Source organism: Bartonella sp. CM86QHHN, from assembly GCF_042194695.1.
Taxonomy (GTDB): Bacteria; Pseudomonadota; Alphaproteobacteria; order Rhizobiales; family Rhizobiaceae; genus Bartonella.
The window spans coordinates 13,794-38,295 of record NZ_JBHIND010000077.1 but is presented as its reverse complement, the minus strand read 5'-3'; the positions used below and the strand labels follow the sequence as shown (position 1 = coordinate 38,295).

The 24,502-nt window shown below is 41.9% G+C and carries 31 protein-coding genes and 1 pseudogene; 26 read left to right on the top strand and 6 right to left on the bottom strand.

Annotation, left to right across the window (positions count from 1 at the left end; genetic code table 11):
• The first annotated feature begins 99 nt into the window (after positions 1-99).
• The 6 genes from ACFIKX_RS08765 (at position 100) to ACFIKX_RS08740 (ending at position 3,858) form a co-directional block, all read left to right on the top strand.
• The gene (locus ACFIKX_RS08765; RefSeq protein WP_375627746.1) at positions 100-456 is read left to right on the top strand and encodes a hypothetical protein; all 357 of its coding nucleotides are present in this window, start codon (positions 100-102) and stop codon (positions 454-456) included.
• Positions 457-685: 229 nt separating this feature from the next.
• A complete protein-coding gene (locus tag ACFIKX_RS08760) occupies positions 686-1,048 on the top strand; it encodes a hypothetical protein (protein ID WP_375627745.1) in 363 nt (120 codons plus the stop codon).
• A 230-nt stretch (positions 1,049-1,278) separates the two neighbouring features.
• A complete protein-coding gene (locus ACFIKX_RS08755) occupies positions 1,279-1,644 on the top strand; it encodes a hypothetical protein (protein ID WP_375627744.1) in 366 nt (121 codons plus the stop codon).
• 28 nt (positions 1,645-1,672) lie between these two features.
• On the top strand, positions 1,673-2,809 hold the full coding sequence (locus ACFIKX_RS08750; RefSeq protein WP_375627770.1) for a DUF6990 domain-containing protein: 1,137 nt from the start codon (positions 1,673-1,675) through the stop codon (positions 2,807-2,809).
• A gap of 88 nt (positions 2,810-2,897) precedes the next feature.
• Positions 2,898-3,272 carry a hypothetical protein gene (locus ACFIKX_RS08745; RefSeq protein WP_375627743.1) on the top strand — a complete coding sequence of 125 codons (375 nt, stop codon included), beginning with the start codon at positions 2,898-2,900 and terminating at the stop codon, positions 3,270-3,272.
• A 10-nt stretch (positions 3,273-3,282) separates the two neighbouring features.
• On the top strand, positions 3,283-3,858 hold the full coding sequence (locus ACFIKX_RS08740; RefSeq protein WP_375627742.1) for a hypothetical protein: 576 nt from the start codon (positions 3,283-3,285) through the stop codon (positions 3,856-3,858).
• Between the two features lie 1,743 nt (positions 3,859-5,601).
• On the opposite strand, the gene ACFIKX_RS08735 is transcribed toward ACFIKX_RS08740, so the two are convergent.
• Positions 5,602-6,066 carry a short-chain dehydrogenase gene (locus tag ACFIKX_RS08735; RefSeq protein ID WP_375627741.1) on the bottom strand — a complete coding sequence of 155 codons (465 nt, stop codon included), beginning with the start codon at positions 6,064-6,066 and terminating at the stop codon, positions 5,602-5,604.
• Between the two features lie 68 nt (positions 6,067-6,134).
• Positions 6,135-6,698, bottom strand: a complete 564-nt coding sequence (locus ACFIKX_RS08730; protein WP_273790873.1) for an NADPH-dependent FMN reductase — start codon at positions 6,696-6,698, stop codon at positions 6,135-6,137.
• Between the two features lie 602 nt (positions 6,699-7,300).
• On the opposite strand from ACFIKX_RS08730, the gene ACFIKX_RS08725 reads away from it, so the two are divergent.
• The 9 genes from ACFIKX_RS08725 (at position 7,301) to ACFIKX_RS08685 (ending at position 12,162) form a co-directional block, all read left to right on the top strand.
• Positions 7,301-7,483, top strand: coding sequence for a hypothetical protein (locus tag ACFIKX_RS08725; protein ID WP_375627740.1), 183 nt, complete (start codon positions 7,301-7,303; stop codon positions 7,481-7,483).
• Positions 7,484-7,681: 198 nt separating this feature from the next.
• Complete coding sequence (locus ACFIKX_RS08720) at positions 7,682-8,215, top strand: hypothetical protein (RefSeq protein ID WP_375627739.1); 534 nt, start codon at positions 7,682-7,684, stop codon at positions 8,213-8,215.
• A 30-nt stretch (positions 8,216-8,245) separates the two neighbouring features.
• On the top strand, positions 8,246-8,395 hold the full coding sequence (locus ACFIKX_RS08715) for a hypothetical protein (RefSeq protein WP_375621752.1): 150 nt from the start codon (positions 8,246-8,248) through the stop codon (positions 8,393-8,395).
• Positions 8,396-8,510: 115 nt separating this feature from the next.
• Complete coding sequence (locus tag ACFIKX_RS08710; protein WP_375627738.1) at positions 8,511-9,047, top strand: hypothetical protein; 537 nt, start codon at positions 8,511-8,513, stop codon at positions 9,045-9,047.
• Positions 9,048-9,077: 30 nt separating this feature from the next.
• Positions 9,078-9,215 (top strand): hypothetical protein, encoded by a 138-nt coding sequence (locus ACFIKX_RS08705; RefSeq protein WP_375627737.1) that lies wholly within the window; start codon positions 9,078-9,080, stop codon positions 9,213-9,215.
• A gap of 128 nt (positions 9,216-9,343) precedes the next feature.
• Positions 9,344-9,901 carry a hypothetical protein gene (locus ACFIKX_RS08700; protein WP_375627736.1) on the top strand — a complete coding sequence of 186 codons (558 nt, stop codon included), beginning with the start codon at positions 9,344-9,346 and terminating at the stop codon, positions 9,899-9,901.
• A gap of 147 nt (positions 9,902-10,048) precedes the next feature.
• Positions 10,049-10,255 (top strand): hypothetical protein, encoded by a 207-nt coding sequence (locus ACFIKX_RS08695; protein ID WP_375627735.1) that lies wholly within the window; start codon positions 10,049-10,051, stop codon positions 10,253-10,255.
• A 348-nt stretch (positions 10,256-10,603) separates the two neighbouring features.
• On the top strand, positions 10,604-10,975 hold the full coding sequence (locus tag ACFIKX_RS08690; RefSeq protein ID WP_375627734.1) for a hypothetical protein: 372 nt from the start codon (positions 10,604-10,606) through the stop codon (positions 10,973-10,975).
• A 17-nt stretch (positions 10,976-10,992) separates the two neighbouring features.
• Positions 10,993-12,162, top strand: a complete 1,170-nt coding sequence (locus ACFIKX_RS08685; protein ID WP_375627733.1) for a DUF6990 domain-containing protein — start codon at positions 10,993-10,995, stop codon at positions 12,160-12,162.
• 922 nt (positions 12,163-13,084) lie between these two features.
• Here ACFIKX_RS08685 and ACFIKX_RS08680 read toward each other — a convergent pair.
• A complete protein-coding gene (locus tag ACFIKX_RS08680; protein ID WP_375613621.1) occupies positions 13,085-13,408 on the bottom strand; it encodes a hypothetical protein in 324 nt (107 codons plus the stop codon).
• 517 nt (positions 13,409-13,925) lie between these two features.
• Between ACFIKX_RS08680 and ACFIKX_RS08675 the strand changes: the two genes are divergently transcribed.
• From ACFIKX_RS08675 to ACFIKX_RS08660, 4 genes are all read left to right on the top strand, one after another.
• A complete protein-coding gene (locus ACFIKX_RS08675) occupies positions 13,926-14,120 on the top strand; it encodes a hypothetical protein (RefSeq protein ID WP_375661242.1) in 195 nt (64 codons plus the stop codon).
• On the top strand, positions 14,107-14,253 hold the full coding sequence (locus tag ACFIKX_RS08670) for a hypothetical protein (RefSeq protein ID WP_375661241.1): 147 nt from the start codon (positions 14,107-14,109) through the stop codon (positions 14,251-14,253). The genes ACFIKX_RS08675 and ACFIKX_RS08670 overlap by 14 nt, the downstream gene beginning before the upstream one ends.
• Positions 14,254-14,931: 678 nt before the next feature.
• Positions 14,932-15,135, top strand: a complete 204-nt coding sequence (locus tag ACFIKX_RS08665; RefSeq protein ID WP_375627732.1) for a hypothetical protein — start codon at positions 14,932-14,934, stop codon at positions 15,133-15,135.
• A gap of 33 nt (positions 15,136-15,168) precedes the next feature.
• The gene (locus ACFIKX_RS08660) at positions 15,169-15,396 is read left to right on the top strand and encodes a hypothetical protein (protein ID WP_375627731.1); all 228 of its coding nucleotides are present in this window, start codon (positions 15,169-15,171) and stop codon (positions 15,394-15,396) included.
• Between the two features lie 2,000 nt (positions 15,397-17,396).
• Here ACFIKX_RS08660 and ACFIKX_RS08655 read toward each other — a convergent pair.
• Positions 17,397-17,966, bottom strand: a complete 570-nt coding sequence (locus ACFIKX_RS08655) for a hypothetical protein (RefSeq protein ID WP_375627730.1) — start codon at positions 17,964-17,966, stop codon at positions 17,397-17,399.
• 174 nt (positions 17,967-18,140) lie between these two features.
• Here ACFIKX_RS08655 and ACFIKX_RS08650 point away from each other — a divergent pair, with 174 nt between their 5' ends.
• The 6 genes from ACFIKX_RS08650 to ACFIKX_RS08625 all read left to right on the top strand — a co-directional run bounded on the left by ACFIKX_RS08650 (position 18,141) and on the right by ACFIKX_RS08625 (position 21,172).
• Complete coding sequence (locus ACFIKX_RS08650) at positions 18,141-18,308, top strand: hypothetical protein (RefSeq protein ID WP_375627729.1); 168 nt, start codon at positions 18,141-18,143, stop codon at positions 18,306-18,308.
• 356 nt (positions 18,309-18,664) lie between these two features.
• A complete protein-coding gene (locus ACFIKX_RS08645) occupies positions 18,665-19,129 on the top strand; it encodes a hypothetical protein (RefSeq protein WP_375627728.1) in 465 nt (154 codons plus the stop codon).
• A 57-nt stretch (positions 19,130-19,186) separates the two neighbouring features.
• Positions 19,187-19,804 carry a hypothetical protein gene (locus ACFIKX_RS08640; protein ID WP_375654124.1) on the top strand — a complete coding sequence of 206 codons (618 nt, stop codon included), beginning with the start codon at positions 19,187-19,189 and terminating at the stop codon, positions 19,802-19,804.
• Between the two features lie 31 nt (positions 19,805-19,835).
• Complete coding sequence (locus ACFIKX_RS08635; RefSeq protein WP_375627726.1) at positions 19,836-20,159, top strand: hypothetical protein; 324 nt, start codon at positions 19,836-19,838, stop codon at positions 20,157-20,159.
• Between the two features lie 55 nt (positions 20,160-20,214).
• Positions 20,215-20,457 (top strand): hypothetical protein, encoded by a 243-nt coding sequence (locus ACFIKX_RS08630; protein WP_375627725.1) that lies wholly within the window; start codon positions 20,215-20,217, stop codon positions 20,455-20,457.
• Positions 20,458-20,488: 31 nt separating this feature from the next.
• Positions 20,489-21,172: a hypothetical protein gene (locus ACFIKX_RS08625; RefSeq protein ID WP_375627724.1), complete on the top strand. Its 684-nt coding sequence runs from the start codon at positions 20,489-20,491 to the stop codon at positions 21,170-21,172.
• A gap of 31 nt (positions 21,173-21,203) precedes the next feature.
• Here ACFIKX_RS08625 and ACFIKX_RS08620 read toward each other — a convergent pair whose 3' ends face one another.
• Complete coding sequence (locus tag ACFIKX_RS08620) at positions 21,204-21,458, bottom strand: hypothetical protein (RefSeq protein ID WP_375627723.1); 255 nt, start codon at positions 21,456-21,458, stop codon at positions 21,204-21,206.
• Between ACFIKX_RS08620 and ACFIKX_RS08615 the strand changes: the two genes are divergently transcribed.
• Complete coding sequence (locus tag ACFIKX_RS08615; protein ID WP_375627722.1) at positions 21,457-21,669, top strand: hypothetical protein; 213 nt, start codon at positions 21,457-21,459, stop codon at positions 21,667-21,669. The two genes, ACFIKX_RS08620 and ACFIKX_RS08615, sit on opposite strands and share 2 nt — an antisense overlap.
• A gap of 114 nt (positions 21,670-21,783) precedes the next feature.
• On the opposite strand, the pseudogene ACFIKX_RS08610 reads toward ACFIKX_RS08615, so the two are convergent.
• Positions 21,784-24,468 (bottom strand): annotated as a pseudogene (locus ACFIKX_RS08610) (toprim domain-containing protein); the annotation flags it as partial.
• Positions 24,469-24,502: the final 34 nt, after the last annotated feature.

Sequence of the window (24,502 nt, the reverse complement as noted above, 5' to 3'; positions counted from 1 at the left end):
ATACAAGCGCTTGATATTGATGAACCCTCATTCATTGTGAGGACGAAAGCTTCGGTTCATGAAAATGGCTTAAAAATTGAGACAAATGAGGGGTAAAAAATGAGGGGCAATGGAAAAAATGCACCATTGGATGAAGAGTTACGGTCTTTTTCGCTGGAAGAAGCGTTTTTGACACGCAAAAATTATAAAGTCATCTTTTGCATTGCTTTCATTGTGTCAGCTTTTATAATGGCATTCTTTATGTTTTTTAAGTGGGATTTGACAGGGTGGTGGAATTATATCCTGTTCATTTTAACATTAATATTGGTTTTTATATCAATGCTTCTTTTTGTGCTCATTCCTGTTGCCTTTGTGGTCCGTATCATCTTTACGCGTTTGTTGAAAAAAAAGATTGATAAGTTGGATCAAGAAATCTGGCAGCGAAGAAAAACGGCTTACCAACAAAACAGCGTGTGAAGGGAGGGCAGAAAATGAATACTGGTCTTTATATATTCTCATGCGTTGTAGGAGAGACCTTCTATTCGTGCGATGTTTGAAGTTGATGAAAAAAATGCACCCCTGATATTGTCTTTATAAAAGATGAGGGATACAAACGCTTGATATTGATGAGCTCTCATTCATTGTGAGGACGAAAGCTTCGGTTCATGAAAATGGCTTAGAAATTGAAACAAATGAGGGATAAAAAATGAGGGGCAATGGAAAAAATGCATCATTGGATGAAGAATTACGGTCTTTTTCGCTGGAAGAAGCGTTTTTGACAAGCAAAAATTATAAAGTCATCTTTTGCATTGCTTTCATTGTGGCAGCTTTAAGAACGGCTCTCTTCATACCAATGTGGCTTGAGTGGAAGTTGGCGGGGTGGGAAGGGGATGTCATAACAGTTCTCTTTTGCATCGTGCAGGTTATATTAGATTTAATTTTTGTACTCATTCCTGTTGCCTTTGTGGTCCGTATCATCTTTACGCGTTTGTTGAAAAAAAAGATCGATATGTTGGATCAAGAAATCTGGCAGCGAAGAAAAACCGCTTCTCAACAAAACAGCGCGTGAAGGGCGGGCAGAAAATGAATACTGGTCTTTATATATTCTCATGCGTTGTAGGAGAGACCTTCTATTCGTGCGATGTTTGAAGGTGATGGAAAAAAATGCACCCTTGATATTGTCTTTATAAAAGATGAGGGATACAAGCGCTTGATATTGATGAACCCTCATTCATTGTGAGGACGAAAGCTTCGGTTCATGAAAATGGCTTGAAAATTGAAACAAATGAGGGATAAAAAATGAGGGGCAATGGAAAAAATTCACCATTGGATAAAGAACCACGGACTTTTGCGCTTGAAGAAGCGTTTCTGACACGCAAAAATTATAAAGTCATCTTTTGTATTGCTTTCATTGTGGCAGCTTTAAGAATGGCTCTTCGCTTCGTACCCATGTTGCTTGGGTGGAAGTTGGCGGAGTGGGAAGGGGATGTCGTGGCAGCTCTCTCGTTAATTATGGAGCTTATATCATGGTTTATTTTTTTGTTCATCCCTGTTGCCTTTGTGGTTCGTATCATTTTCACGGTTCTGTTGAAAGAAAAGATCGATATGTTGGAGCAAGCAATCTGGAAGCGGAGAAAAACCGCTTCTCAACAAAACAGCGCATGAAGGGGCGGAGAAAATGATAGATATTAAAATGATGGATATTATTGTTGTACTCTCGTGGGGTGTGGGCTTGACGCTTTTCACGCTGCTTTCTGCCGTGGTCATGATGTTTATTTGGGCATTGTATTACTCTACTTTCAAGCGGGTGAGGCTGTATTGCCAAGTGACAAAAGAATTAAGCCGCGTGCTTGAACAACCTGTCGTTTTTGAGCCGTCTAGTGGGGAAATGCCGATGATTAAGCTGTTATCTGAGGAAAAAGAGTTTTCTCTTTCTGATGAGGAAATCTTAACGATGGAAAGTGCAACGGCGCTTTTAAAGAGTTTGGGGTGGAAGGTGGAAATTGAAGGAAAAGGAGATCATTTGGCCACCTATTATTTACCAGATCGTGAAGTGCAGTTTCTTTATAATGCTGAGAAGGGGTATCCGCGATTTGATTGTGCAATTGCGGTGGTTTCTGGTATCCATGCGGCGGCTTGCCAAACGATAGACCCTTATAATTCTGGAGGCTTGATTGCTCTTGAATTGAGTTTTGATGTGAAGGGGTTGGAAATTTTTGAAGAAAAGGTAAGCGTTGGATGTTTACGTCGTGCACTCGAGAAAGCTTTAGATGAGGCAATGACTGAGGTTGATCTTGGCAAGATGCTTCACTCTCAATATAGAATCCTGCCTTGGGAAAACAAAACGGTGGTCCCTCGGTTGGCTTCTTATTCCCTGCGTTATCTTGCGGCTCTGGCTTTGATGGGCGATGTTGAAACCTTACACTCTTATCACAAAAGCTTTATGGAAGGTGAGAAGCTGGGCTTTGAAACAAGTATCGAAGAGGAGCATCTGGAACGCGCAATGGTGATTGCTCAGGCGGTAGAAAAGACAAAGCAACCCAGTTACGATTTGCTTCAACAGGCGGCAAAGGATTTTTCCATGGAGGTAGAAAGCTATGAATGTTTTAGAGCCTCAGATCCCAATTTGTGCAATAGAAGAAGAGATTCTTATGAAAAATTGATCGAGGAAAAAAGAGAAGAATTAAGGCAACAGGGATATTTTGTTTACGAAAAGGACGCGATTTGTGAGGTTGATGGAAAAAACTATCGTCCCGATATTCTTTACATAAAGGATGGGGAGTTAGAATATATGGATGTAGAAATTAGGATTGATGAAAAAATTTATTGAGAAAAATAAAGAGTTTAGATAAGTTAAAAAGAGCTTAAACCTAAAAATAATGCGTAAAAAGCGCGAAGCGTAAAAGCAGAGGGGAACAATGCAGGAGAAAAAAGCAACATTTGAAGAGTCTTTCTTTTCATTTAGAAAATTTATGGTGTCTTCAGTGGAAAGGCGCAAAGGGGTGGGACGGTGTAAAATAATAGGGCACCGCTTTTTCATCATGTTTTGTACATGCCTTATCATGATGGCTTTAGAAGTTCCTGCGGGTGCAAAGTCTCTGGTACAGCCGTTGCAATGGACAAGATGGGAAGGAATTGGTTCTCTTATTTTTCTCTTACCAGTGTTGATATGGTTTTGTCTTCTCACACCCCTTCCTATTTTGTGGGGCATTTGTCGTTTTAAAGAGCGTAAATTGGAAAAAATAAAGAAAAAACTAAAAGAAAAAATAAAGCAGCAAGAGATTAATCAATGAGGTTATACGCATGAGGGGTGAGATCGCGTTTTTTATTTTGTTTCTGCCAGTTGAATATTTTCTTCTAAATGCAGTTACAGTTTTTGCCATTTTTGTGAATATGATTATTGTGGCGCCTTATTATTCTTTAATCAAGCGTTTGAGGCTCTATTACAGAGTGAAAAAACAAAGAGGTTTGATGAAAGAACATCCACAGCGTTTTTGTTTCTTTGAAAAAAGCGGAAAAGAAAAAGAGAGAGTGCCGCAAAACTTAACACTAGAAACACAGATAAGTTTCTATTCGTTAAAAAAATGGCTCGCTTTTTCACGCAAAGATTATATCCTCCACGCATGCCTTTCTTTCATCATTATGTTTTTCAAAGCTTATGTCTATGTGATTTTCTCTAAAGGGATAGCTGCTAAGGTAGATGAGAGCAGATTTGAATATTTTGCCATTCTCTTGCTTTTCTGGTTTTTTTTATCGGTATGTATTTTTGCAACGATCCCTGTTGTTGTGATCCTTCGTGAAATTTTAACTCATCGATTGAAAAAGAAGATTCAGCAGTTGGAAGAAGTGACTGAAGCAACCCAATCAATCAATTTATAAAGGGAAGGGGATAAAATGCATTACGAAATAGCGGTATTTTGGACGGTGATTTTGATCATTCTGCTGGGGGGTTTTTTTGATTTTTTCTTAACAATACCCATTGTGGCACTGTATATTTCTTTTATCAAGCGTTTGATCTCGTATTACAAGGTTACCAAACAATTAAACGCAGCGCTGAAAAAGCGCATGTAGTGCTCGTGTCATGGGGGAGGCATAAGTTTTAGATCATGCCATTGCTTCACGGCTTGGGGAGAGGGCATCGATTGTTTTTCTCATTTTACGCTGATCTCTGGGGGAAAAGGGCTGTTGGCAATGAATAGGCTGATGATAGGTTTGTAATAGGCTTGTATAGGCTTTAATGGGGCGGTTTATCGGAAGTTTTGTTGTTTTCTGTGAATTTGCAAAATCGTAAAAACGTGAAACTGCAAAAAGGCGTGTGGTTGCTCAAGAGCCGTGAGGGTTGTGGGGAGGATATGGGGAGAAAAGGTGCCAATGGAGGCGTAATGGTTGGATTGTGCAATGCGTCAAAATTGGAATGGGGTAATGGGGAATTGGGGTAATGGAGGGCGTTGGGGGAAAAGGGTTGATGGCAATGAATAGGCTTGTATAGGCTTGTAATAGGCTGATGATAGGCTTTAATGGGGCGGTTTATCGGCAGTTTGCTTGTTTTCTGTGAATTTGCAAAATCGTAAAAGCGTGAAACTGTAAAATGGTGTGTGATTGGTTAAGAGCCGTGAGGGTTGTGGGGCGGTTGGGGAGAAAAGGTGCCAATGGAGAGGCGTAAAGGTTGGATTGTGAAATGTGTCAAAATTGGAATGTGGGAATGGGGGATTGGGGGAAAAGGGCTGATGTGGCAATGAATAGGCTTGTATAGGCTTGTAATAGGCTTTAATGGGGCGGTTTATCGGAAGTTTGTTATTTTCTGTGAATTTGCAAAATCGTAAAAACGTGGAACTGTAAAAGGGTGTGTGGTTGCTCAAGAGCTGTGATGGTTGTGGGGAGGATATGGGGAGAAAAGGTGCCAATGGAGGCGTAAAGGTTGGATTGTGCAATGCGTCAAAATTGAAATGGGGGATTGGGGAATTGGGGTAATGGAGGGCGTTGGGGGAAAAGGGAAGTGTGTGTGGAATGGTGTTGAAAAGATAAGGAAAATAAAGTGCGCGTGTGGCACTGTATATTTCTTTATCAAGCGTTTGATCTCTTATTACAAGGTTACCAAACAATTAAACGCAGCGCTGAAAAAGCGCATGTAGTGCTCGTGTCATGGGGGAGGCGTAAGTTTTAGATCATGCCATTTCTTCACGGCTTGGGAGGAGGGCATCGATTGTTTTTCTCATTTTACGCTGATCTCTGGGGGAAAGGACTAATGGCAATGAATAGGCTGATGATAGGTTTGTAATAGGCTGATGATAGGCTGGTGATAGGCTTTAATGGGGCGGTTTATCGGCAGTTTGCTTGTTTTCTGTGAATTTGCAAAATCGTAAAAACGTGGAACTGTAAAAAGGTGTGTGGTTGGTCAAGAGCCGTGATGGTTGTGAGAGGGGGATAAGCCCGTGTGAGAAGGGTTAGAAAAACGTTTGGTTTTGAAGCTGTTGATATAGGCATGCTGTTTAGAGGCGTAAGGGAGGGGGATTGTTCGTTCTCAAAGCCTATGATGTAAGAGAGTATGAGTTATTTAAGAGGGTGTTCGGGTATGGATAGAGATTGAAGGGGCACTGCTTCTTTGCAAAGCAGAGGTATTGATCATAAGTTTTGTTTATTCATATGGTTTTTTATGGCATCCAGTACCTGTTGGCTTATCTCCTTATGGGTCAGCCATCGTAAACCTTTGGGCGTTGTTTTTTGTCCTAATTGAATGGGGATAAAATCAACCTTGTTTTTGTGCGCGCACTCGAGGATCATTTGATCATGCGTGTTGGAACCAAAAATATGAAGAATACATGGCGGTTTAGGCAAAAGAGCCAACTGCTCAATTAATGCGCAAGAAAATGCATAGGCGGGCGAATGAATCCATAATATGCAATATTTTAGATCATGCCATTGCTTCACAGCTTCTAAAAATTGCGCCTTTGATGCCGCACAATCATAATCCAACGACACGCACAACTGTTTGTTGTGCAATGCCTCAAGCTGGACTTTATGGGAAAGAAAGCGTGCAGCAATAATCACTTTTTGCGGCTCTAGTGATTGATACAAAGGGGCAAGCATCCCTGTGCCCCCTACCACTAAATAACGATAGTGCGCATCCTTTTTTTCATGCCCCCTCCCTTATTGCTTTAAATCCCACCTCTTTGCTTTAAAAATGTGTACATTTCATCAGCAAGTCTTTCACAACGTGTTTGTACCTCTTCACTTGTAACTTTCCAAGTACGACCTTCATCATCTGAGGAAAAATCTTCGTTGGAAGAGGCGATTTGACATTGGAGTGTATAACCATAAAGCGTGTGTACCACCGGCACTAAATGCTCACACGGTTGTGCGCATTTTTTGGCCGTACTCCCATGAGAGATAAGCCCAACAGGTTTATTTAAAAAGGCATTATAGCTCAAATTATCAAGAGCATTTTTTAAAACACCCGAATAAGATCCTTGATAAACAGGGCTTGCTAGAATAACGCCATCAGCCGCGGCAATGGTTTTGACAAACTCACGGACCGCAGCACTTGGATTAGCCTCTACCTGCTGATGATAATCTGGATCTGTCATCGGCAAGGGCTGTTCACGCAAATCAACCCACTGAAGTGATGCACCCCGCTTTATGAGGCAATCCGCTAAATAATTGGCTAAAGTTCTTGTTAAGGAAGGTTGACGCACAGACCCCAAAATAATTGCTATATTCAACAGGATTCTCCTTTATCTTTTCCCCACAAGCCTATAACGCAAGGCTTATAAAGAAGTGTGAGTAAAATGGCGCGTATCAATGCTGTTTATAAAGAGCAATTGTGCTGATATCGCATAGTTATAGAATCAATCCATGCTAACAAGATTGTTGACAAAACAACACCTCAAATTTGCAAGGGAATGTTAGTGCTTTCATTAATATTAAAATGCTTGATCTCAAGAATTGCGGCTGTCTCTCTGTCTTAGAAGCGCTTTGATGAATATATTCTAAGCTATTGGCTTGCAAGATCCCCAATGAAAAATGGAATGTATCGTCATATTTTGAATGATCATTGATCCTTTTTAATTGGAATAAGAAAGTTGTAAGATTTTCTCATTTCAAATGCTCTTATTGCGCGATCATTTGCAAATCAATGGAAGTTCCTTTTTTCATGTCTTAAGTGGGGGGTCCGAAAACAATTGAGAAAAGAATAAAAATGCTTCTGTCTTTTCAAGGGATAAAGGCTATCCGTAGAGGCTAGATATGCCTGTTTTTGGGGCACGGGGTGGGGTTGTCGTAGGAGCCTTAGGCTAATGGGGTTGTCCGTGTTGAGGAACGAGTTATGGCGTGGCTTGTTGCAAGGGAGGGTAAGGCTATTGTAGAGGCCGCAGGGGGCGTATATGAATGGTGCCGGATTACATTTTTTATTGAAACAATGGTAGTGATAGAGTTTATAGTAAGGGGATATATTCATGGGAGCGCTATTGTTATCCCTTTCATGGGGGATGTTCATGAAATGGGGTGATGCGCGTTGGTTTGGAAGTGTTGAGAGATTTCTTTAAAACAAGCACGTGAATTGGCAAAAATATTGGCAACATGAATATGCAATACGAGTATTCTCTGAGGTATTCTGTTTGACCATAATGGATGCAATTGTGCTTGAGAGATTATGCGTGTCCTTATAAAAGTTAGGGACAAACAGTTGCATAAAAGGGAAGAGCAAATGAAGGGGGAAAATTCCACATTTTATAACAAACGGTGCTCTCTTTTTTTTGGAAAATCATTTCGTTCTTATAAAGATCATATGATTATTTGTTTTATTTCTATCCTTGTTGGGATAGGTTATAAAGCTCTTTTGATTCCATTAGAAGCCAAGTGGCCGTTGAGTGTATCACAGGATAGCACTCTTTTGGCGCTCTTTGTGCTGCGTGAAGTCATCATGGTTGTTGTTGTTGCCTTGATGCCTGTTTTATTGGTGCTTTATCTCATCTTAATGTATTTGTTGAAAAAAAAGATTCAGCAGTTAGAAGAGGCTATCCAGCAACGGGGTCACACAATCGATCAACAAAATAATCCAGTAAAAAACAATAGAGAAAAAATAATCTGTTTTTTTATCGTATACTTTTGGTTGATATTTCTGCTAAACGTCTTTTTTCCTGCGGGTGTTGTCATGCTCATTTTAGAATTTTATTATTTTGTTTTCAAGCGCGTGAGAACCTATTGTAGAGTGAAACGGGAATTAAAACGCGTAAGATAAAGAGAGTGACAAGGCGCTTTTGTAGCTATCGTGAGGGGTAAGAGGCAATGTTTAGAAGCTCTCGTGACACAAGAAGAGGGGATGGTTGGAAAATCATCAGGCAAAGAGGATAAAGAAGCCTATCAGGTTTGTAATGAGGAGGATGCTCTTAATCATTGGGAAGAGCAACCACGCTTTTAGAAAATTGGGGTTTTTTGTTGAAAACAAGGGAAGCGCCATGCATCGTACTTTTCGTGGTTCTTAAAAAAGCGGGCATGAGATAAAGAAATGCATTTTTCATAAAAAAGGAAGAGCAATGAAGGGGAAAAATTCAGCATTTTATAATGGACTGCGCCATTTTTTCGAGAAAGATTATTTTTCTGTGCAAGAGCATGTTGTCATTTGTTTTCTCTCACTCATTATTGAGCTATGGAACAGGATTTTCTTTCTCTCATCTTTGGGTAGCCAAGAGAACTTGACAGGGTGGCAGGATACACCTCTTTTTCTCTCTCTGTATGCGTTTTGGAAAGTTATTACAGTGTGTGTTTGGGTCTTGTTCCCAGTTATGTTTATACTCTGCTTCATATTGCGGCGTTTGTTGGTAAAAAATATTCGGAAATTGAAAGGAATAGATCAGCAACGGGGTAAAATAACCGATCAAAAGGATCGATATAAAGAAAGTGTGAAGTGGAAAATGGACGATATTCTTGTTACAATATTCAGTTTCGTGCTTGTGTTCGTGACAGTGTGGTTTGCTGCTATTCCCGTGGGGATTTTACAACTTTATTATGGTGTCTTTAAGCAGGTGAGAAAGTATCGTAGAATGAGACGGCTACTAAAACGCGTAAGATAAAGAGAGTGACAAGGCGCTTTTGTAGCTATTGTGAGGGGGGAGAGGCAACGTTTAGAAGCTCTCGTGACACAAGAAGAGGGGATGGTTGGAAAATCATCAGGCAAAGGGGATAAAGAAGCCTATCAGGTTTGTAATGAGGAGGATGCTCTTAATCATTGGGAAGAGTAACCGCGCTTTTAGAAAATTGGGGTTTTTTGTTGAAAACAAGGGAAGCGCCATGCATCGCACTTTTCGTGGTTCTTAAAAAAGCGGGCATGAGATAAAGAAATGCATTTTTCATAAAAAAAGGAAGAGCAATGAAGGGGAAAAATTCAGCATTTTATAATGGACTGCGCCATTTTTTCGAAAAAAGTATTTTTTCTGAGAAAGAGCGTGTTGTCATTTGTTTCCTCTCCCTCATTATTGAGTTGTGGAACAGGATTTTCTTTCTCCCATCCTTGGGTAGCAATGGGGAACGGACAGAGTGGTGGGATACACCTCTTTTTCTCTCTCTGTATGCTTTTTGGAAAGTTATTATAGTGTGTGTTTGGGTCTTGTTCCCAGTTATGTTGATACTCTGCATAACATTGTGGCTTTTGTTGAGAAAAAATACTCAAAAATTGAAAGAAATAAACAAGCAACGGGGTAAAATAACCGATCAAAAGGATTGGTATAAAAAAGACGATAGAGAAAAATGGAGTGATATTCTTGTTACAATATTCGGTCTCGTGCTTCTGTTCGTGACACTGTGGTTTGCTTGTATTCCTATGATGATTTTACAACTTTATTATGGTGTCTTTAAGCAGGTGAGAACGTATCGCTGTTTAAGAAAAGAACTGAAAAACGTCTTGCAAGAAACAGGATACAGCGCTTGAGAAGTCATGAGAGGGAAAAAATAATGAAGAAATTATGAGAGATTCAGCCTTTATAGGGATTGCTCTCTATACCATTTTGCCTCTGATATTTTTTGGTGCTCTTTCATGAGGTGTCCGTAAACATTGCTCTAAGGAGCAGTGTTGAGGGTGGCATTGAGTGAAAGAAAAGCCGATTATGGATCAGTGTTGATAAAAGGGAATAAGAGCCCTTGGGGTTTAGAGCCTAGAGTGAGTGCTTGGGACTTACTTTATCGTTTGAGGCGTGAGGAAGGAACGGTTTTGCTTGTAGGGGCGCGCGGTATATGGGTTGTTTTCGTATTTTTAGGAGCCTTGTTCATTCAAGCTTTGAAATGAATCCTATTGAAGTGGGGCTGCAGGGTCATTTTCTTGAAAATAGGAGAATTTTTGGGAAGAAAAAGCTGAATTGTGACTATTGTTTACAGATTGGCGTGGTTTGAAAATCTTTATTGTTTGCAATGTGAGGAAGGTAAGAGGGTGGCAAGGTAGCAGGAATATTATAATTTTTATTATGACGCAAACCATAATGGTCTGTGTACTTTTCTTTATTCCGGTGGTATTTGGGTTTTGCATCATCATAATGCGTAAATTGGAAAAAAATCCAGAAACGAGAAGAGGCAATCTCTGTGTGATAGCAAATAAGCTCTCTGTCACACGGGTCTTTTCAAAGAGAGAGGGGAATACATGAAGGAGCAAAATTGGGCATCAGAGCAAGAAACGCATAAAGGAGTGCATTCTTTTTCGCTCCAGCAAGCGTTGCTTTCAGCAAAGGATTATAAAATTATCTTTGCTATTGCTGTTCTCATTATCATGTGGAAAATGGTTCTAGAAATACCAGGTGTATTGAATTGGCAGCTGACAGGGTGGCAATATGTTGTGCATGCCGTTCTCTTTAAAACAACGGACATCATAACGGTTTGTGCACTTTTCTTGATTCCGGTTATGTTACGGCTTCGCACCAAAGTGACGGGTGAGTTGCGAAAAAATATTCAGAAACTAGAAGAAGCAATCTCTGTGCGAGAGCACATAAGCTCTCTGTCGCACGGGCTTTTTTAAAGACTGAGAGGGGAAAAATGAACAGTGATCCTATAGCCGTATTTCTATTAGATCCCGAGTTCTGGGTATTTATTGTTATTTGCATGATCATTATCATGCTTGTTTTAGCTCTTTATACCTCTGTCTTTAAACGGATGAAAATGAATTTCCAAGTGAAAGGCGAGCTGGAAAGAGTGCTTCAAGAAAATGATCTTGCAACGCAGCAGTTTTGGAAAGATGAAGCCGTGCTGCAGGAGAGGCGTTTGCAACTAAAGGAAAAGGAAAAAGAACCCTTTGTCGGTTATGATGATGATGAAATTCTCACGATAGAAAGTGCAACAGCGCTTTTAAAAAGCTTGGGGTGGTCGGTGGAAATCGAGGGAAAGGGAGATTATTTGGCAACCCTCTTTTTACCAGATCGCGAAGTGCAGTTTCTTTATAACGAGAAACGAGTGGAAGAGTTTTCGCCTTTTGATCGCGGACTTTTAATTATGAGCGGTATTTTTGCGGCGGCTTGTCAGACGATTAATCCTCATAATTCTGGGGTTGTGCCAACGGTATTTATGAATTTTGTACCCAATGGATTGGAAATTTTTGAAGAAAAAGTGAGCGCTCAGCTTTTAAAGAAAGCACTCGATACAACTTTAAAATGGACAATGGAAGATGATTCTTTGCATGAAATGTTTCGCTCTCAATATGGTATTCCCCCTTGGGAAAAAGATTCTTTATCATGGGCAACGGATGGAGACATAGAGCTTGCACCTTATGCTTTGCTGCATCTTGCTGCTCTTGCCTTACTTGGCGATGTTGAGACTTTAGCTTCTTATGATGAAAGTTTTACGGCAGGGGAGAAGCTTGGCTTTGATGAAACCATTGAAAAAGTCCATTTGGAACGCGCGATGGTGATCGCTCAAGAAGTGAAAAGGGAAGGAAAGTTCAGTTACGATCTACTGGAACGGGTTGCTGAGAAGTGGTCCATAGCCATGGACTATCAGCTTTTCAGAGTGAGATCCCCTAATACGTGTAATCAAAAACGAGATTTTCATAAAAAAATAGTCGAGGAGAAAAAACAAGAATTAAGGGAACAAGGGTTTGAAGGGGTGAGTGATGAACAGTTCGTGTTTGAAGCAGAGGGGGTAAAACATGCTCCTGATATTACTTATATTAAAGATGGTAAAATCGCATTTATGGATATAAAAATTGATTAGTGTTGTACTCTCCTGTTGAAGAAAAGCACTTTTATTTAAAAGATGTGAAAGCGCCATGATTGAGACGCTTTCACACCTTTCTTACCAGAGCAAAATAAAGGGCTCGAAAAATCAAGAATAATAGCCAAGATTTTAAAAAATAGACTGGAAATGGCTTGATCCTCAAGAATAGGGGAGAAAAATCAATTATAAATTCTACTCTCTTCTTTAAGACTGTTCTGTTGTTTTGTTAGAAAATGCTCATAAATCATTGCTTATTCAAGCGCCTTATTTAAGCGGTATGAGGGGAAGCTCCATTGACTAAAGGCGCTATGGGGAAGCTCTATTGACTAAAGTGCTATGGGAGGGAAGCTAGGGGGTAGAGCCGGGGGTAGAGCCTTTGTCATTTGAGGTGAGAGGAAGGCAAAAAATGGCATTTTTGAGCAGTGTTAAGCTCTTTTGCCTTTGAGGTATTTTTTGTCTTTTTAAGAAGTCCTTGCCAATGAAGCAGCGCTTGTTAAGCTTCAACAGTGTTTCAGTATGGTGATATTGATATAAAAAGTTATGGTGTTTTTGTGTTTTTCAGTCTGCTTCATGGAGATCTGTAAGCCAATCCGATGACGTAGGGGATGCATGGTCATTTTCTTGAAAACAGAAGAATTTTTGGGAAGAACAAGAAGATTGCGGATCCTTATTAACGAAAGCGCTATGGGAGCGAAGCTAGGGAGTTAGAGCCTTTGTCATTTGAGATGTGAGACAAGTAAAAATGGCACTTTTGAAGGCGATGATATTTGGCCAATAAAAATAAAAACACAATAAAAACTAAACTAAAACAAAGGAAAAATTAAACTAAAAAAGGCCCCATTTTATAAAGGGCCTTTTTATTTAAATTTTACAATATATACAAAATGTATATAACCTTACTTTAAGAACTTTTTGTATCTTATATTCTAGTAGCAACAAGTTGTACGAAATATATAATAAGTGATCCTAAAAAACCAGCTATTGCATTCAATAAATTTTCTGCTTTATCGTATATATCGTTGATTGATGCTTGTTCTGATGCGCTTCTATTACTGACTCTCAGTATATTCAATGTATCCGATGTGTCCCTTACTTGTTTAACAAACTGTAAATTTGTTTTCTCAATAGTATAAGGAGCAACAATAGGAGAGGGTTGTTTATTGACTATACGATCAGATTTTTGAATCGCGAGAGCTAAACCACTTGTAATAGCCCCAGCTATGAAAAAATATCTGATATTCATAGTTTTTCTCCTATATTTATTTCGATAAATAAATATCGATACGTATCATATATAAATTCGATTTAAATAACTATAGTAAAAATACAACAATCACAAAAAAGAATAAACTTTGTCTATATTTTGACAAAATTTACTCTTAATTGCCTTAATGAATTCTTTCAGATTCGATTTTATGAAGGCGTAAAAAAGTTTGAAAGCTCTGTAGGTAAGTGGAATCCCATAAGGTGGGTGATACAATAGTTGCTAGAAAATTTCTTTTTGTGCCTTTGACCAAGGATTCATAAAAATGAGGGTTCATAAAAATGAGATGCGATGAAAATTGAGTAAAACCCTTGAAGGGAAGGATGCACTCTTTTGAAGGCTAGAGTGCATCCTCTTATGGATTGGATACTGCCTTATGAGGGTTTGGCAGTTTCCGTTGAGGGGAAGGATGCACTCTTTTGAGGGCTAGAGTGCATCCTCTTATGGATTGGATACTGCCTTTATGAGGGTTCGGCAGTTTCCGTTGAGGGGAAGGATGCACTCTTTTTTAAGGCGCGGAGTGCATCCTCTCATGGATTGGATACTGCTTTATTGTGAGGGTTTGGCGGTATCCGTTGAGGGGAAGGATGCACTCTTTTTGAGGGCTAGAGTGCATCCTCTTATGGATTGGATACTGCTTTATTGTGAGGGTTTGGCGGTATTCGTTGAGGGGAAGGATGCACTCTTTTGAAGGCAGAGTGCATCCTCTCATGGATTGGACACTGCTTTATTGTGAGGGTTTGGCGGTATTCGTTGAGGGGAAGGATGCACTCTTTTTGAGGGCTAGAGTGCATCCTCTTATGGATTGGATACTGCCTCTATGAGGGTTCGGCAGTTTCCGTTGAGGGGAAGGATGCACTCTTTTGAGGGCTAGAGTGCATCCTCTTATGGATTGGATACTGCCTCATGAGGGTTGAGGCGGTCTCCGTTGAGGGGAAGGATGCACTCTTTTGAGGGCTAGAGTGCATCCTCTTATGGATTGGATACTGCCTCATGAGGGTTTGGCAGTTTCCGTTGAGGGGAAGGATGCACTCTTTTTGAGGGCTAGAGTGCATCCTCTATAGATTGGATACTGCCTTTATGAGGGTTTGGCGGTATCCGTTGAGGGGAAGGATGCACTCTTTTTGAGGGCTAGAGTGCATCTCCTCTTATGGATTGGATACTGCCTTATGAGGGTTTGGCAGTTTCCGTTGAGGGGAAGGATGCACTCTTTTTGAGGGCTAGAGTGCATCCTCTATAGATTGGATACTGCCTTTATGAGGGTTTGGCGGTATCCGTTGAGGGGAAGGATGCACTCTTTTTGAGGGCTAGAGTGCATCTCCTCTTATGGATTGGATACTGCCTTATGAGGGTTTGGCAGTTTCCGTTGAGGGGAAGGATGCACTCTTTTTGAGGGCTAGAGTGCATCCTCTATAGATTGGATACTGCCTTTATGAGGGTTTGGCGGTATCCGTTGAGGGGAAGGATGCACTCTTTTTGAGGGCTAGAGTGCATCTCCTCTTATGGATTGGATACTGCCTTATGAGGGTTTGGCAGTTTCCGTTGAGGGGAAGGATGCACTCTTTTTGAGGGCTAGGGTGCATCCTCTTATGGATTGGATACTGCCTTATGAGGGTTCGGCAGTTTCCGTTGAGGGGAAGGATGCACTCTTTTTGAGGGTTAGAGTGCATCCTCTTATAGATTGGATACTGCCTCATGAGGGTTGAGGCGGTATCCGTTGAGGGGAAGGATGCACTCTTTTGAGGGCTAGAGTGCATCCTCTTATGGATTGGATACTGCCTTATGAGGGTTTGGCAGTTTCCGTTGAGGGGAAGGATGCACTCTTTTTTAAGGCGCGGAGTGCATCCTCTTATAGATTGGATACTGCCTTTATGAGGGTTCGGCAGTTTCCGTTGAGGGGAAGGATGCACTCTTTAAGGGCTGGAGTGCATCCTTTCCATGGATTGAATGCACTCTTTGGAGGCTAAAGTGCATCCATAGGGAAAGGCATATTCCATAAGAAACAGAGATAACAAAAAGATTTGTTTTTATATTTTTATTGATAGGTTGCTGTATTTGCGAGGGCTATTCATTCTTTATTCTCAATATTTAAGATGATTATGTGATAAGGGTTGTTCGTCAATACAATCGTAAAAGACGCTGATGTATTTTTATAAAAATTGAGATATTTTTGTGCCTTTTTCTTGTTTTTTTTGTGTTTACACAAGATATGCACGGCTTTTCAACAGTTTGTTTTTTTAGCTTTGCTAATGGCGATGGCGTTGGCTAAACACTTCAATTGTTTTAACTGCTTCAATACCGCCTTAAAAAACAGTGCTTTATAATATGACAAAATAAGCTGTATAACTTTTGATTCTTAAGCGATGCTAGAAAAAGGGGAATGTTAGGAGAGATGTTGTCTATATTCTCAGTTTATCTCTTAAGGTAGGAAGATTAACATATTTTCCGGATCTATTTTTATTCGGTTTGACGGTTAAAGAGCAATATCTGAATGGAATCACACTTGTCTCATGTTTTTATCTTCACGCTTTAGATTTTTTCTCATAGGGATTTTGTTTTTAATGGGGGATTTTGTTTTTTAATGGGAGTTTACGCGACTCACATAAAACAGAATATTCTAAATAGAATATATTTGTGTTGCACATTTACCTACTTGTTTAAAAACATTATGTGATCTTATTATCACAATTATATTGGTGATTGGGGATATTGGTAAATCTGATAATGGAGAAATCTCTTGTGAAGTGGATAAGCCTTTCTTTAAATTCTCATAAGGAAAAGCCAGCACATTATCATACTATTCGCGCCTCATATGATGACAGCCTTTGGCTCTTGAGCGTGTTCATAAGAGGCATTTTGATTCTTTATCTTTGAAATCTTTGAAGTGCGTTATTTCATATGTCTCTCATGTTTGTAATGTGGAAAAGACAAGGTGTTGATTGATGCAACATGAAATAAATTTAAAATGAGAGAATCCCTATGATATCTGCGTCTCTTAATTTTATATGGATAACGGGTTTTAATATGGATAACGGGATATGATGATTATAAATCAATATGTTGTCGTGATACATCAACCTGTTGGGGGGCGATAAAGAAAGTTATCCAATAGTTAAGTCATTCTGTTATGCCGTAAAACACGGTCATTTGAGGTTTGGTGATATGAAGCAAGCTTCTGTTGCGCCTTGAGTTTAGCGGAAAAACCTGAATAGAAGCCAAGAGGGAAGTGTATCCAAGCTGTTTGTAAATCAGATTGAGTTAAGAATCTGTGTTCTTTAAGAATGGAACGCAAGTCAATTTGACAAAAGAATGATCTATTTTGCGGGTAAACCTTATGGAGGAATTATCACAAAGCTCATAAGGAAGTGATTTAAGACAATACAGTTATAAAAAGTACAGTCATAAAAAAAAGTCCTCCGTCGCAATCAGAGGACCAAAAAGCAGGAGAATTTTAACATTGACTCGCAGGACGTGTCAAAAAAGAATAAATTTAAAAGGCCGTACTAAATACAAAAAAATCATACTTAAAGAACCTACCATATTATAGTTAGCAGAGAATTGAAAAAATAGCAATATAAAAAATAATTTTTACAAAAAAATTTGTCATTTTGCATTAAAACTTAATACTTTTTTCAATTGAATATTTGTTTTAAGACTCGATATTAATTAAACTATATTTAAAAATATTATGATGCATGCAAGCATCTTGAGAATATTCTTCAATCAAAAACGAATTAAGAGCCCCTCATGATTATAGGACTGATATGGGGGAAGGCTTTTTGTTTTTAAGAGTGTGGGCTGTATCTTAAGTATGTGTGGGGGGTGAAGTATTGTCCTTTTGGGTGTGGGGGGCAAGGTAATTAAAATGGGGGCGAGAGCTGCTCAATGGTTGAGCCCGTGTGGGGGAGGTTTCTTTAGAGGGGGCGGGGGCAACATGGGAGGCCGCTTAAAATGGCGAGGAGGGGGATTATTCAAAATGTTTATGGTTTGCATATCCCCAATGAAATGCGAGCAAGTCTAAACAATCTCGTAAATGATCGGCAAGGGAGTTTTGTTTGCGTTTTGAAGAACTTAATTCTTTTATCGCTTGTCCATAGCCGATAACGCGTTCAAGCAGTGAATAGCCAAGAATACCCAGTTGAACTTTGATTGTTCTTAAATGATTGGATGCTTCTATTTGACGTTCAATAGGGTGTGTGTACCCTTGGCTACAGGAAACCTTTTCACGGGTGTAGTCAAGGCTCATGTGGAGATCGGCTTGGCTTTGACGCCAGTAAAAATAAAAACGTTCTGCCGCTTTATATTGGGCTTTGCTGAGATGTCCTTTCGCATATAAAAGGGCAATGGGATGGCTTTGTGCATTGGCAATGGCATTGATAGTGCTCGGGTTGCTGGAACTTTCTGGATGATTGGGTTTAAAATAAGGATTACGCGTTTCAACAGGGATTTCTTGCGTCTTTAAATGACCAATGTGCTTTCCTTGATTTTGATGATCAAGCGGGCAGGTTTGCGTATTTTTTTTCTGCTTATGGGTCATAGCATCTCCTTAAAAATTTTAATTTTGCTTCTCGTTTTTAAAAAATGTTGCTTGCTCTAGGCAAAAGAGGGGGATGAGAGGAAGACATGTGTTGGAGTGTGCCGTGTGGGTATGCGCTCTTGGGGGTGACTTGGACTGTTGCGCTTGTGTGTGGGAGCCCCATGGATTTGGCTCTTGAAAAGAGGGGTGTTTTGCGCATGGTGGATTTTCCTTGAATGGCTTGATGGGGAGTGGCATGATGTTGCGCGGGCTTTTGTCTCTGAAGGGATTGGTATTTTTCTGCATTGTGGTTGTTGTCTTTGTGGTTCTGCTTCTTTAAAGGATGGGCGTTTTGTTGCATGATGGGCATTCTTTCTGATTTTATTGCTGTGGGGGAATTGATGTCGCAGGGTTTTGTTTTTTTGCCATGGTTGATGTTTTTCTGCCTCTTGGGGGCTTTATTTCTATTTATGTGGGATAAGAGGTATTTGAGGGATCATGAAAGGCATAAATTTTTTTAAGAGGATGGGGTTTGGGGACTTTATTGGCGGGGATCTCTTGTTGTTTATACGGTTGCTGAACGCATGGGGTGGCGCTGGCTTTGGTTCTCAATCCCGTGGAGTTTTGATGTCCTTTTGGGTCTTGTCATTGGGCTGGTTTATAGAGGTGTAAAGCATCTTGTTATGATTTGGCTTTAGAGCCTTGAAAAGAGAGGTGTTTTGTCGCATGGTGGATTTTCCTTGAATGGCTTGATGGGGAGTGGCATGATGTTGCGCGGGCTTTTGTCTCTGAAGGGATTGGTGTTTAGCTGTATTGTGGCCTATGTCTCTGTGGCTGTTTATGTGGAAATGAAGGCTCTTGGGATGACGTGGGGCGTATTTTTACGAGCTATGGCGTTTTATGGCATTCCCGGTATTTTCCTTATGTTGGGTTATGAAGTAATGCAGCGGCGTGGTGTAACGAAGGGTTTGTTCCTCAAGATGGTGTTGTTGAGCTTCATTTTGGCTGCTGTCATTGATTTTATTTATAAGCAAGCTGAGCACTTTGGTTTGACTTGGGTGTGGTTCTCAAACAGGTGGGTGTTTAACATTCTTTTTGGCGTTGTCTTTGGTCTTGTCCTTGGTCTTATTTATCGTGGGGCAAGGCGTTTGGGGTTTAGGCTTTCATTCTTTGAAAAGGATTGATCTTTTGCTGCATTTTTGGCATGGTCTCTGATTTTTATTGATGAAGGAGCGGGGCGTATGGTGTTTGCGCGGGACATGTTTTTGAAGGGGCTGGCGTTTTGCTGCGTTGTTGGCATGGTCCTTGGTTTTGCTTATGAAGATGCGGGGCGACCGGCTATTACGTGGGAGGTGTTTTGGCAGGGGGTGGAGCTTTCTTGCATTGCTGGAGCTGTCCTTTGTTTTATTGTTGTGGGAGCAAACAGTAGGACTGTATCGTGGGGCGTGTTTTTCAAGGCTGTGGTGTTTTGCACCATTGCTGTAGTGGTTCTTGGCTTTGCTTATAAGGGAGCGAAGCGTTTTGATATATCGTGGGAATTTTTAGTGATAGGAGCGGTGTTTGTTGCATTGCTGGCGCTGTCCTTGGTTTTGCTTATGAGGGTGCGGGGTAAATGGATATCGCGTGGGGTATTTTTATTGAAGTTTCTGGTGTTGGGTGGCGTTGTTGGAGCTGTTGTTGAGTTGGCGCATGTGGGAGTAAAGCATATGGGGGGGCGCTGGTTTGTGATCTCGAACAATGGGGTGTTTCTGGGCACTATTGGATTCGTTCCTTTGTTTGCTTATGAAGGTATAAGGTGTGTGCGTGTACTGTTGGGGGGGCTTAAAAAGGATGAGCATTTCTCTTCTCCACGGGCGTGATCTTTGATGTTCTTTCTGTGAGGGGTATTTGATGTCGAACGATGTGATGTTTTGGCAGTGGTTGGGGTTTTTCTGCCCTTTGGCTCTCGCCTTTGTTTCTATTTATGTGGGAATAAGGTTTTTCGGGTTTACAAGGAAGGACTTTTTTAAGGGTGGGGTGCTTGCATTCTTTGTTGGCGTGACCTCTAAGTTTGTTTATGCGAAAGCTGAGCATTTTGGTTTGGCTCAGGTGTGGTTTTCAAACAAGTGGGTTTTTTACATTCTTTTTGGCGTTGTCTTTGGTCTTATCCTTGGGCTTATTTGTCTAGGGGCAAAGCGTCTTGGGTTTAGGCTTTCATTCTTTGTAAAGGATTGATTTTTTGCTGCATTTTTGGTTGTTCCTTGGTTTTGCTTATGAGGGTGCGGGGTAAATGGATATCGCGTGGGGTATTTTTATTGAAGTTTCTGGTGTTGGGTGGCGTTGTTGGAGCTGTTGTTGGATTGGCGCATGTGGGCGCCAAGCATATGGGCTGGAGCACGCATTGGTTCTTGAACGATGGGGGGCTGGGCACTATTGGACTTGTTCCTTTTTTTGTTTTGGAGGGGGTACGGTGTGTGCGTGTACTGTTGGGGGGCTTAAAAAGAATGAGCATTTTTCTTTTCCACGGGCGTGATCTTTGATGTTCTTTCTGTGAGGGGTATTTGATGTCGAACGATGTGATGTTTTGGCTGTTGTCTTGGTTTTTCTGCTTTTTTGCTCTGGCCTTGGTTTTTATTTATAAGGGAGCAAAGCGTCGCTCTGTTACAGGGTGGATGTTTTGGAGATGGGTGGTGCTTTATGGCGCCCTTGCCACCTACCTTGGTTTTATTTATGTGGGCATGGGCCGGCGCACTGTTGACGGGGAGCTGCTCTTGAAGGGGGTGGTGTTTTCTTGCATTTTTGCAACTGTTCTTGGTTTGGTGCATTTGGGCGTCAAGAGTATGCCTGTTGCTTGGCAAGTTTTCTTGAAGGCGGTTATGTTTTGTTGCATGATGGGCTTTATCCTGTGGTTTGCTGCTGTGGGCGTCAGGGATATGGATAGCATAAGGGCGGTATTCTTAAAGGGATTGCTCTTGTCTGTATTGTTGAAAGTGCTCTTGGGGTTCTTTATACGCGAGCAAAGTGATACGGTGTTACAGAGGTTGTTGCGTGCTTTGAATTTTGTGCTGTTTTTCTGCATTTTGGCACCAATCCTTTGTTTTACCCGTCTGGGAGCAGAGAATCTAGGGTTGAGCTGGCTTTGGTTCTCGGATGAGAGGGTGTTGCCCTTTATTGTTGGATTTTTTTCTCCTTTGATTTATCAGGGTGTAAGGCGTGCGCGTGTTCTATGGGCTTGGTTCTTAAAGTAGGGGGTGTTTTTTTGTCTCATGGGTGTGATCTTTAATGGGCTTTCTGTGAGGGGTATTGATGTCGAACGATGTGATGTTTTGGCTGTTGTTGGTGTTTTCCTACCTTTTTATTATTGTCGTTATTGGTACTTATAAAGTTTCCAAGCGCTTCGATATTCCGTGGTGGCGGGCGGCGTTTTATTGTATTTTTGGTGTTTCCCTCTTTTGAAGGAAGTGCTGTTTTACGGCATTTTAGGAGTCGTCCTTTTTTTAGCTCTTGTGGGGATGGAGAATATGGACATACCATGGGGACTATTGTCCTTGATGGGGCTGGTGTTTGCTGCATTGTTGGAGTGGTTTTTGATTTTGCATATGAGGGGGTGGCGAGATGGGGTGGTGACGCATTGTTTGTGGTTATTGAAGGGGGTGGTGTTTTGCGCCGTTGTTGGAGCGATCTTTTTTTGTTTGCCTTTGGGAGCAGAGAAACTAGGGTTGAGCGGGCTTTGGTTCGCGAATGAGAGGGTGTTTTTCGTCATTTGTGGATTTATCCTTCCTGTTGTTTCTATGGGAGCAGGGCGTGTGCGTGTGAAAGCGGAGGCGTTTTTAAAGAGAGTGGGGTTTATGGGGTATTACAGATAACGTCGAGGGAATGATTGTTCAAAAGAACAGCGATAGCGGTAGGTTTGGGGATCAAACCAAAGCCCTATTTTGCCTTCAAAATCACCAGAACGTTGTTTGGCAATATTCATAATAACGCCGGGGCGTTTGGCTAAATCTGCTTTTTCTTGTGCGAGAGAGGCGGCAAAGATTTTGTCTTCTAACGGTCGATTGCGCCAAATGGTGATGATGTTAAAGGCATTGGCGCCAATCTCTGAGGCGCCTTTAATGTCTTCTGTGCTGGGGATATCTTTATCCAGACCGCTTTTGCGGGCATGGGCGACAAGGTGAATGTGCACACTGTTTAAAACAGCCCAATCAACCATTTTATAAACGGCTTGTTCTTGTCTTGCATAATCATCAGAGGCAATGCCAAGCCGCATGAGACTGTCGATGATAAATTGATCGCAGCCATAGCGTGCACGACAATAGTCAAAGACATCAAGCAAGGTGTCAACGCTTGATTTGCCAACATGCTCATAAAGAATAAGCCCTTCGTCTAAAAAATGAAGAATCCGTTCAATTGTCTCTTTTGTAGGCTGTTCTAAGCCGCCCGTTTGTTTGGTTAAACGGCGAAGTGATTGTTCTCCTTTCATTTCTAGAGACGCTAAGCAAAGGCGACTCTTTTGTGCAATCCAATGGGGAATACAGTCTGATAATAATTGGCTTTTACCTGCACCACTCGCACCACTCCAGAGCGTTAATTCTGCTGGGCGGAAATGCAATTTGTCCTTCAGTTTAGGATAGGGAACCGTATAACCAAGATGTTTTTCAGGCTCTGGCCAAAAAAGCCCAATCACTTGATCTTTATAGTCTGAGGCGCGCCGTAAACCTTCTGGGGCAAAGCTTTGTGCTGAGGAAAAGGCGGCTTTTATGGTGGCTTTATCAATCCCTGCGGTTAAACAGTCATTGGCATCTTTAAGGGGTAAACGGACACGGTAGCAACGGTGGCGTCCAAGCCTGCTGGCAATCTCACGGGCTGCTTCTTCTCCGGGCTTGTCCATATCGGTGGCTAAAAAAATCGTTTCAAAAGATTCTAAATGATCAAATTCATTTTCAATCCAGTTGTGTTTGCCTCCACTGCCTCCTCCAAAGGGAACAGAGACCGCCGGATATCCATAGGCGGCTAAGGATAGCGCATCAATTTCTCCTTCAGTGATAACAATGATACGGTTTGTTGAAGAAAAAATGGGGAATGGCGCCTGTTGGAGCGCATGCGTGGGTGCCTGTTGGTGTGTGTGTGTGGAGGTGGGGTTGGTTGAGGCAGTGTTTTGGGATGCCTGTGTAGAGGCGGGGTTGGTTGAGGGGGTGTTTTGGGGCGCTTGTGTAGAGGTGGGGTTGGTTGAGGGGGTGTTTTGGGATGCCTGTGTGGAGGTGGGGTTGGTTGAGGGTACCTGCTGAGGTGTGTGTTGGAATGCTTGCTGGGGTGCGTGCGTGGGTGCCTGCTGGGGCGCCTGTGTGGAGGTGGGGTTGGTTGAGGGTACCTGCTGAGGTGTGTGTTGGAATGCTTGCTGGGGTGCGTGCGTGGGTGCCTGCTGGGGTGTGTGTTGGGGTGCCTGCTGGGGCGCCTGTGTGGAGGTGAGGTTGGTTGTGGCGGTGTTTTGGGATGCTTGTGTGGAGGTGGGGTTGGTTGAGGGTACCTGCTGAGGTGTGTGTTGGAATGCTTGCTGGGGTGCGTGCGTGGGTGCCTGCTGGGGGGTGTGCGGGGATGCCTGTGTAGAGGCGGGGTTGGTTGAGGCGGGGTTTTGGGATGGTTGTGTGGAGGCGGGGTTGGTTGTGGCGGTGTTTTGGGATGCGTGTGTGGAGGTGGGGTTGGTTGAGGGTACCTGCTGAGGTGTGTGTTGGAATGCTTGCTGGGGTGCGTGCGTGGGTGCCTGCTGGGGTGTGTGCGGGGATGCCTGTGTAGAGGCGGGGTTGGTTGAGGCGGTGTTTTGGGATGCTTGTGTGGAGGCGGGGTTGGTTGTGGCGGTGTTTTGGGATGCTTGTGTGGAGGTGAGGTTGGTTGAGGGTACCTGCTGAGGTGTGTGTTGGAATGCTTGCTGAGGTGCCTGTTGGAGCGCCTGCGTGGAGGCGTGGTTTGTGGGGTAAAGGGCTTGCCAACCAAATAAAATCGGTTCACATTGGGAGGCTGTTGGTTTGGTTTTTGCTCCCGTTTGCGCAAGCCGTTCTTTGACTAAAGCAAGGGTGCCATCGGGTTTATAAAAGGGAAAAATGATTTTTTCGCCATCTTCTCCTATGCGGTAACGCTTTATAATCTCTAGAGGAATGCGGCGTTCTTCATGGAGATAGGTTTTTACAAGATTCTGCGGGCTCTGCCCTGTAGGAACCGGTGGACGGCGATAGGAACGATGGGGCGCCATAAAGGGTTTGGGGCGTGTCAGATTGAGAGTCGCGCGTGCTTCTTCTAAGGCTTGAGAGAGGCTAATGCCTTTGACTTCACACCAAAGGTCTAAAAGATCTCCTCCTGTGCTTTCTGCAAAATCATACCAAAGTCCTGCTTTGCTGCCGCTTAAGCAAATCGATAAACTTTGACCAGCTTCACCACGTGTGTTGCCTACAATCCAATTGTTGCCTCGTTTGTGCCCTTGGGGAAGAAGCATTTCTGCTATTCTATCGGCTTGTGAGATAAGTTTTTGTTTGATTTCAAAAATTGTGCTCATGGTCATTCGTGATATTATTGTCGTTTTTCTCAAG

Excerpts from the sequence above, each read along its gene's own strand:
- ACFIKX_RS08765 (WP_375627746.1), top strand. The coding sequence starts at position 100 with ATGAGGGGCAATGGAAAAAATGCACCATTGGATGAAGAGTTACGGTCT.
- ACFIKX_RS08760 (WP_375627745.1), top strand. The coding sequence starts at position 686 with ATGAGGGGCAATGGAAAAAATGCATCATTGGATGAAGAATTACGGTCT.
- ACFIKX_RS08755 (WP_375627744.1), top strand. The coding sequence starts at position 1,279 with ATGAGGGGCAATGGAAAAAATTCACCATTGGATAAAGAACCACGGACT.
- ACFIKX_RS08750 (WP_375627770.1), top strand. The coding sequence starts at position 1,673 with ATGATGGATATTATTGTTGTACTCTCGTGGGGTGTGGGCTTGACGCTT.
- ACFIKX_RS08745 (WP_375627743.1), top strand. The coding sequence starts at position 2,898 with ATGCAGGAGAAAAAAGCAACATTTGAAGAGTCTTTCTTTTCATTTAGA.
- ACFIKX_RS08740 (WP_375627742.1), top strand. The coding sequence starts at position 3,283 with ATGAGGGGTGAGATCGCGTTTTTTATTTTGTTTCTGCCAGTTGAATAT.
- ACFIKX_RS08735 (WP_375627741.1), bottom strand. The coding sequence starts at position 6,066 with ATGCTTGCCCCTTTGTATCAATCACTAGAGCCGCAAAAAGTGATTATT.
- ACFIKX_RS08725 (WP_375627740.1), top strand. The coding sequence starts at position 7,301 with ATGGCGTGGCTTGTTGCAAGGGAGGGTAAGGCTATTGTAGAGGCCGCA.
- ACFIKX_RS08720 (WP_375627739.1), top strand. The coding sequence starts at position 7,682 with ATGAAGGGGGAAAATTCCACATTTTATAACAAACGGTGCTCTCTTTTT.
- ACFIKX_RS08710 (WP_375627738.1), top strand. The coding sequence starts at position 8,511 with ATGAAGGGGAAAAATTCAGCATTTTATAATGGACTGCGCCATTTTTTC.
- ACFIKX_RS08700 (WP_375627736.1), top strand. The coding sequence starts at position 9,344 with ATGAAGGGGAAAAATTCAGCATTTTATAATGGACTGCGCCATTTTTTC.
- ACFIKX_RS08690 (WP_375627734.1), top strand. The coding sequence starts at position 10,604 with ATGAAGGAGCAAAATTGGGCATCAGAGCAAGAAACGCATAAAGGAGTG.
- ACFIKX_RS08685 (WP_375627733.1), top strand. The coding sequence starts at position 10,993 with ATGAACAGTGATCCTATAGCCGTATTTCTATTAGATCCCGAGTTCTGG.
- ACFIKX_RS08680 (WP_375613621.1), bottom strand. The coding sequence starts at position 13,408 with ATGAATATCAGATATTTTTTCATAGCTGGGGCTATTACAAGTGGTTTA.
- ACFIKX_RS08675 (WP_375661242.1), top strand. The coding sequence starts at position 13,926 with ATGCACTCTTTTTTAAGGCGCGGAGTGCATCCTCTCATGGATTGGATA.
- ACFIKX_RS08670 (WP_375661241.1), top strand. The coding sequence starts at position 14,107 with ATGCACTCTTTTGAAGGCAGAGTGCATCCTCTCATGGATTGGACACTG.
- ACFIKX_RS08665 (WP_375627732.1), top strand. The coding sequence starts at position 14,932 with ATGGATTGGATACTGCCTTATGAGGGTTTGGCAGTTTCCGTTGAGGGG.
- ACFIKX_RS08655 (WP_375627730.1), bottom strand. The coding sequence starts at position 17,966 with ATGACCCATAAGCAGAAAAAAAATACGCAAACCTGCCCGCTTGATCAT.
- ACFIKX_RS08640 (WP_375654124.1), top strand. The coding sequence starts at position 19,187 with ATGGTGTTTGCGCGGGACATGTTTTTGAAGGGGCTGGCGTTTTGCTGC.
- ACFIKX_RS08635 (WP_375627726.1), top strand. The coding sequence starts at position 19,836 with ATGTCGAACGATGTGATGTTTTGGCAGTGGTTGGGGTTTTTCTGCCCT.
- ACFIKX_RS08630 (WP_375627725.1), top strand. The coding sequence starts at position 20,215 with ATGGATATCGCGTGGGGTATTTTTATTGAAGTTTCTGGTGTTGGGTGG.
- ACFIKX_RS08625 (WP_375627724.1), top strand. The coding sequence starts at position 20,489 with ATGTCGAACGATGTGATGTTTTGGCTGTTGTCTTGGTTTTTCTGCTTT.
- ACFIKX_RS08615 (WP_375627722.1), top strand. The coding sequence starts at position 21,457 with ATGGGGACTATTGTCCTTGATGGGGCTGGTGTTTGCTGCATTGTTGGA.
- ACFIKX_RS08620 (WP_375627723.1), bottom strand. The coding sequence starts at position 21,458 with ATGGTATGTCCATATTCTCCATCCCCACAAGAGCTAAAAAAAGGACGA.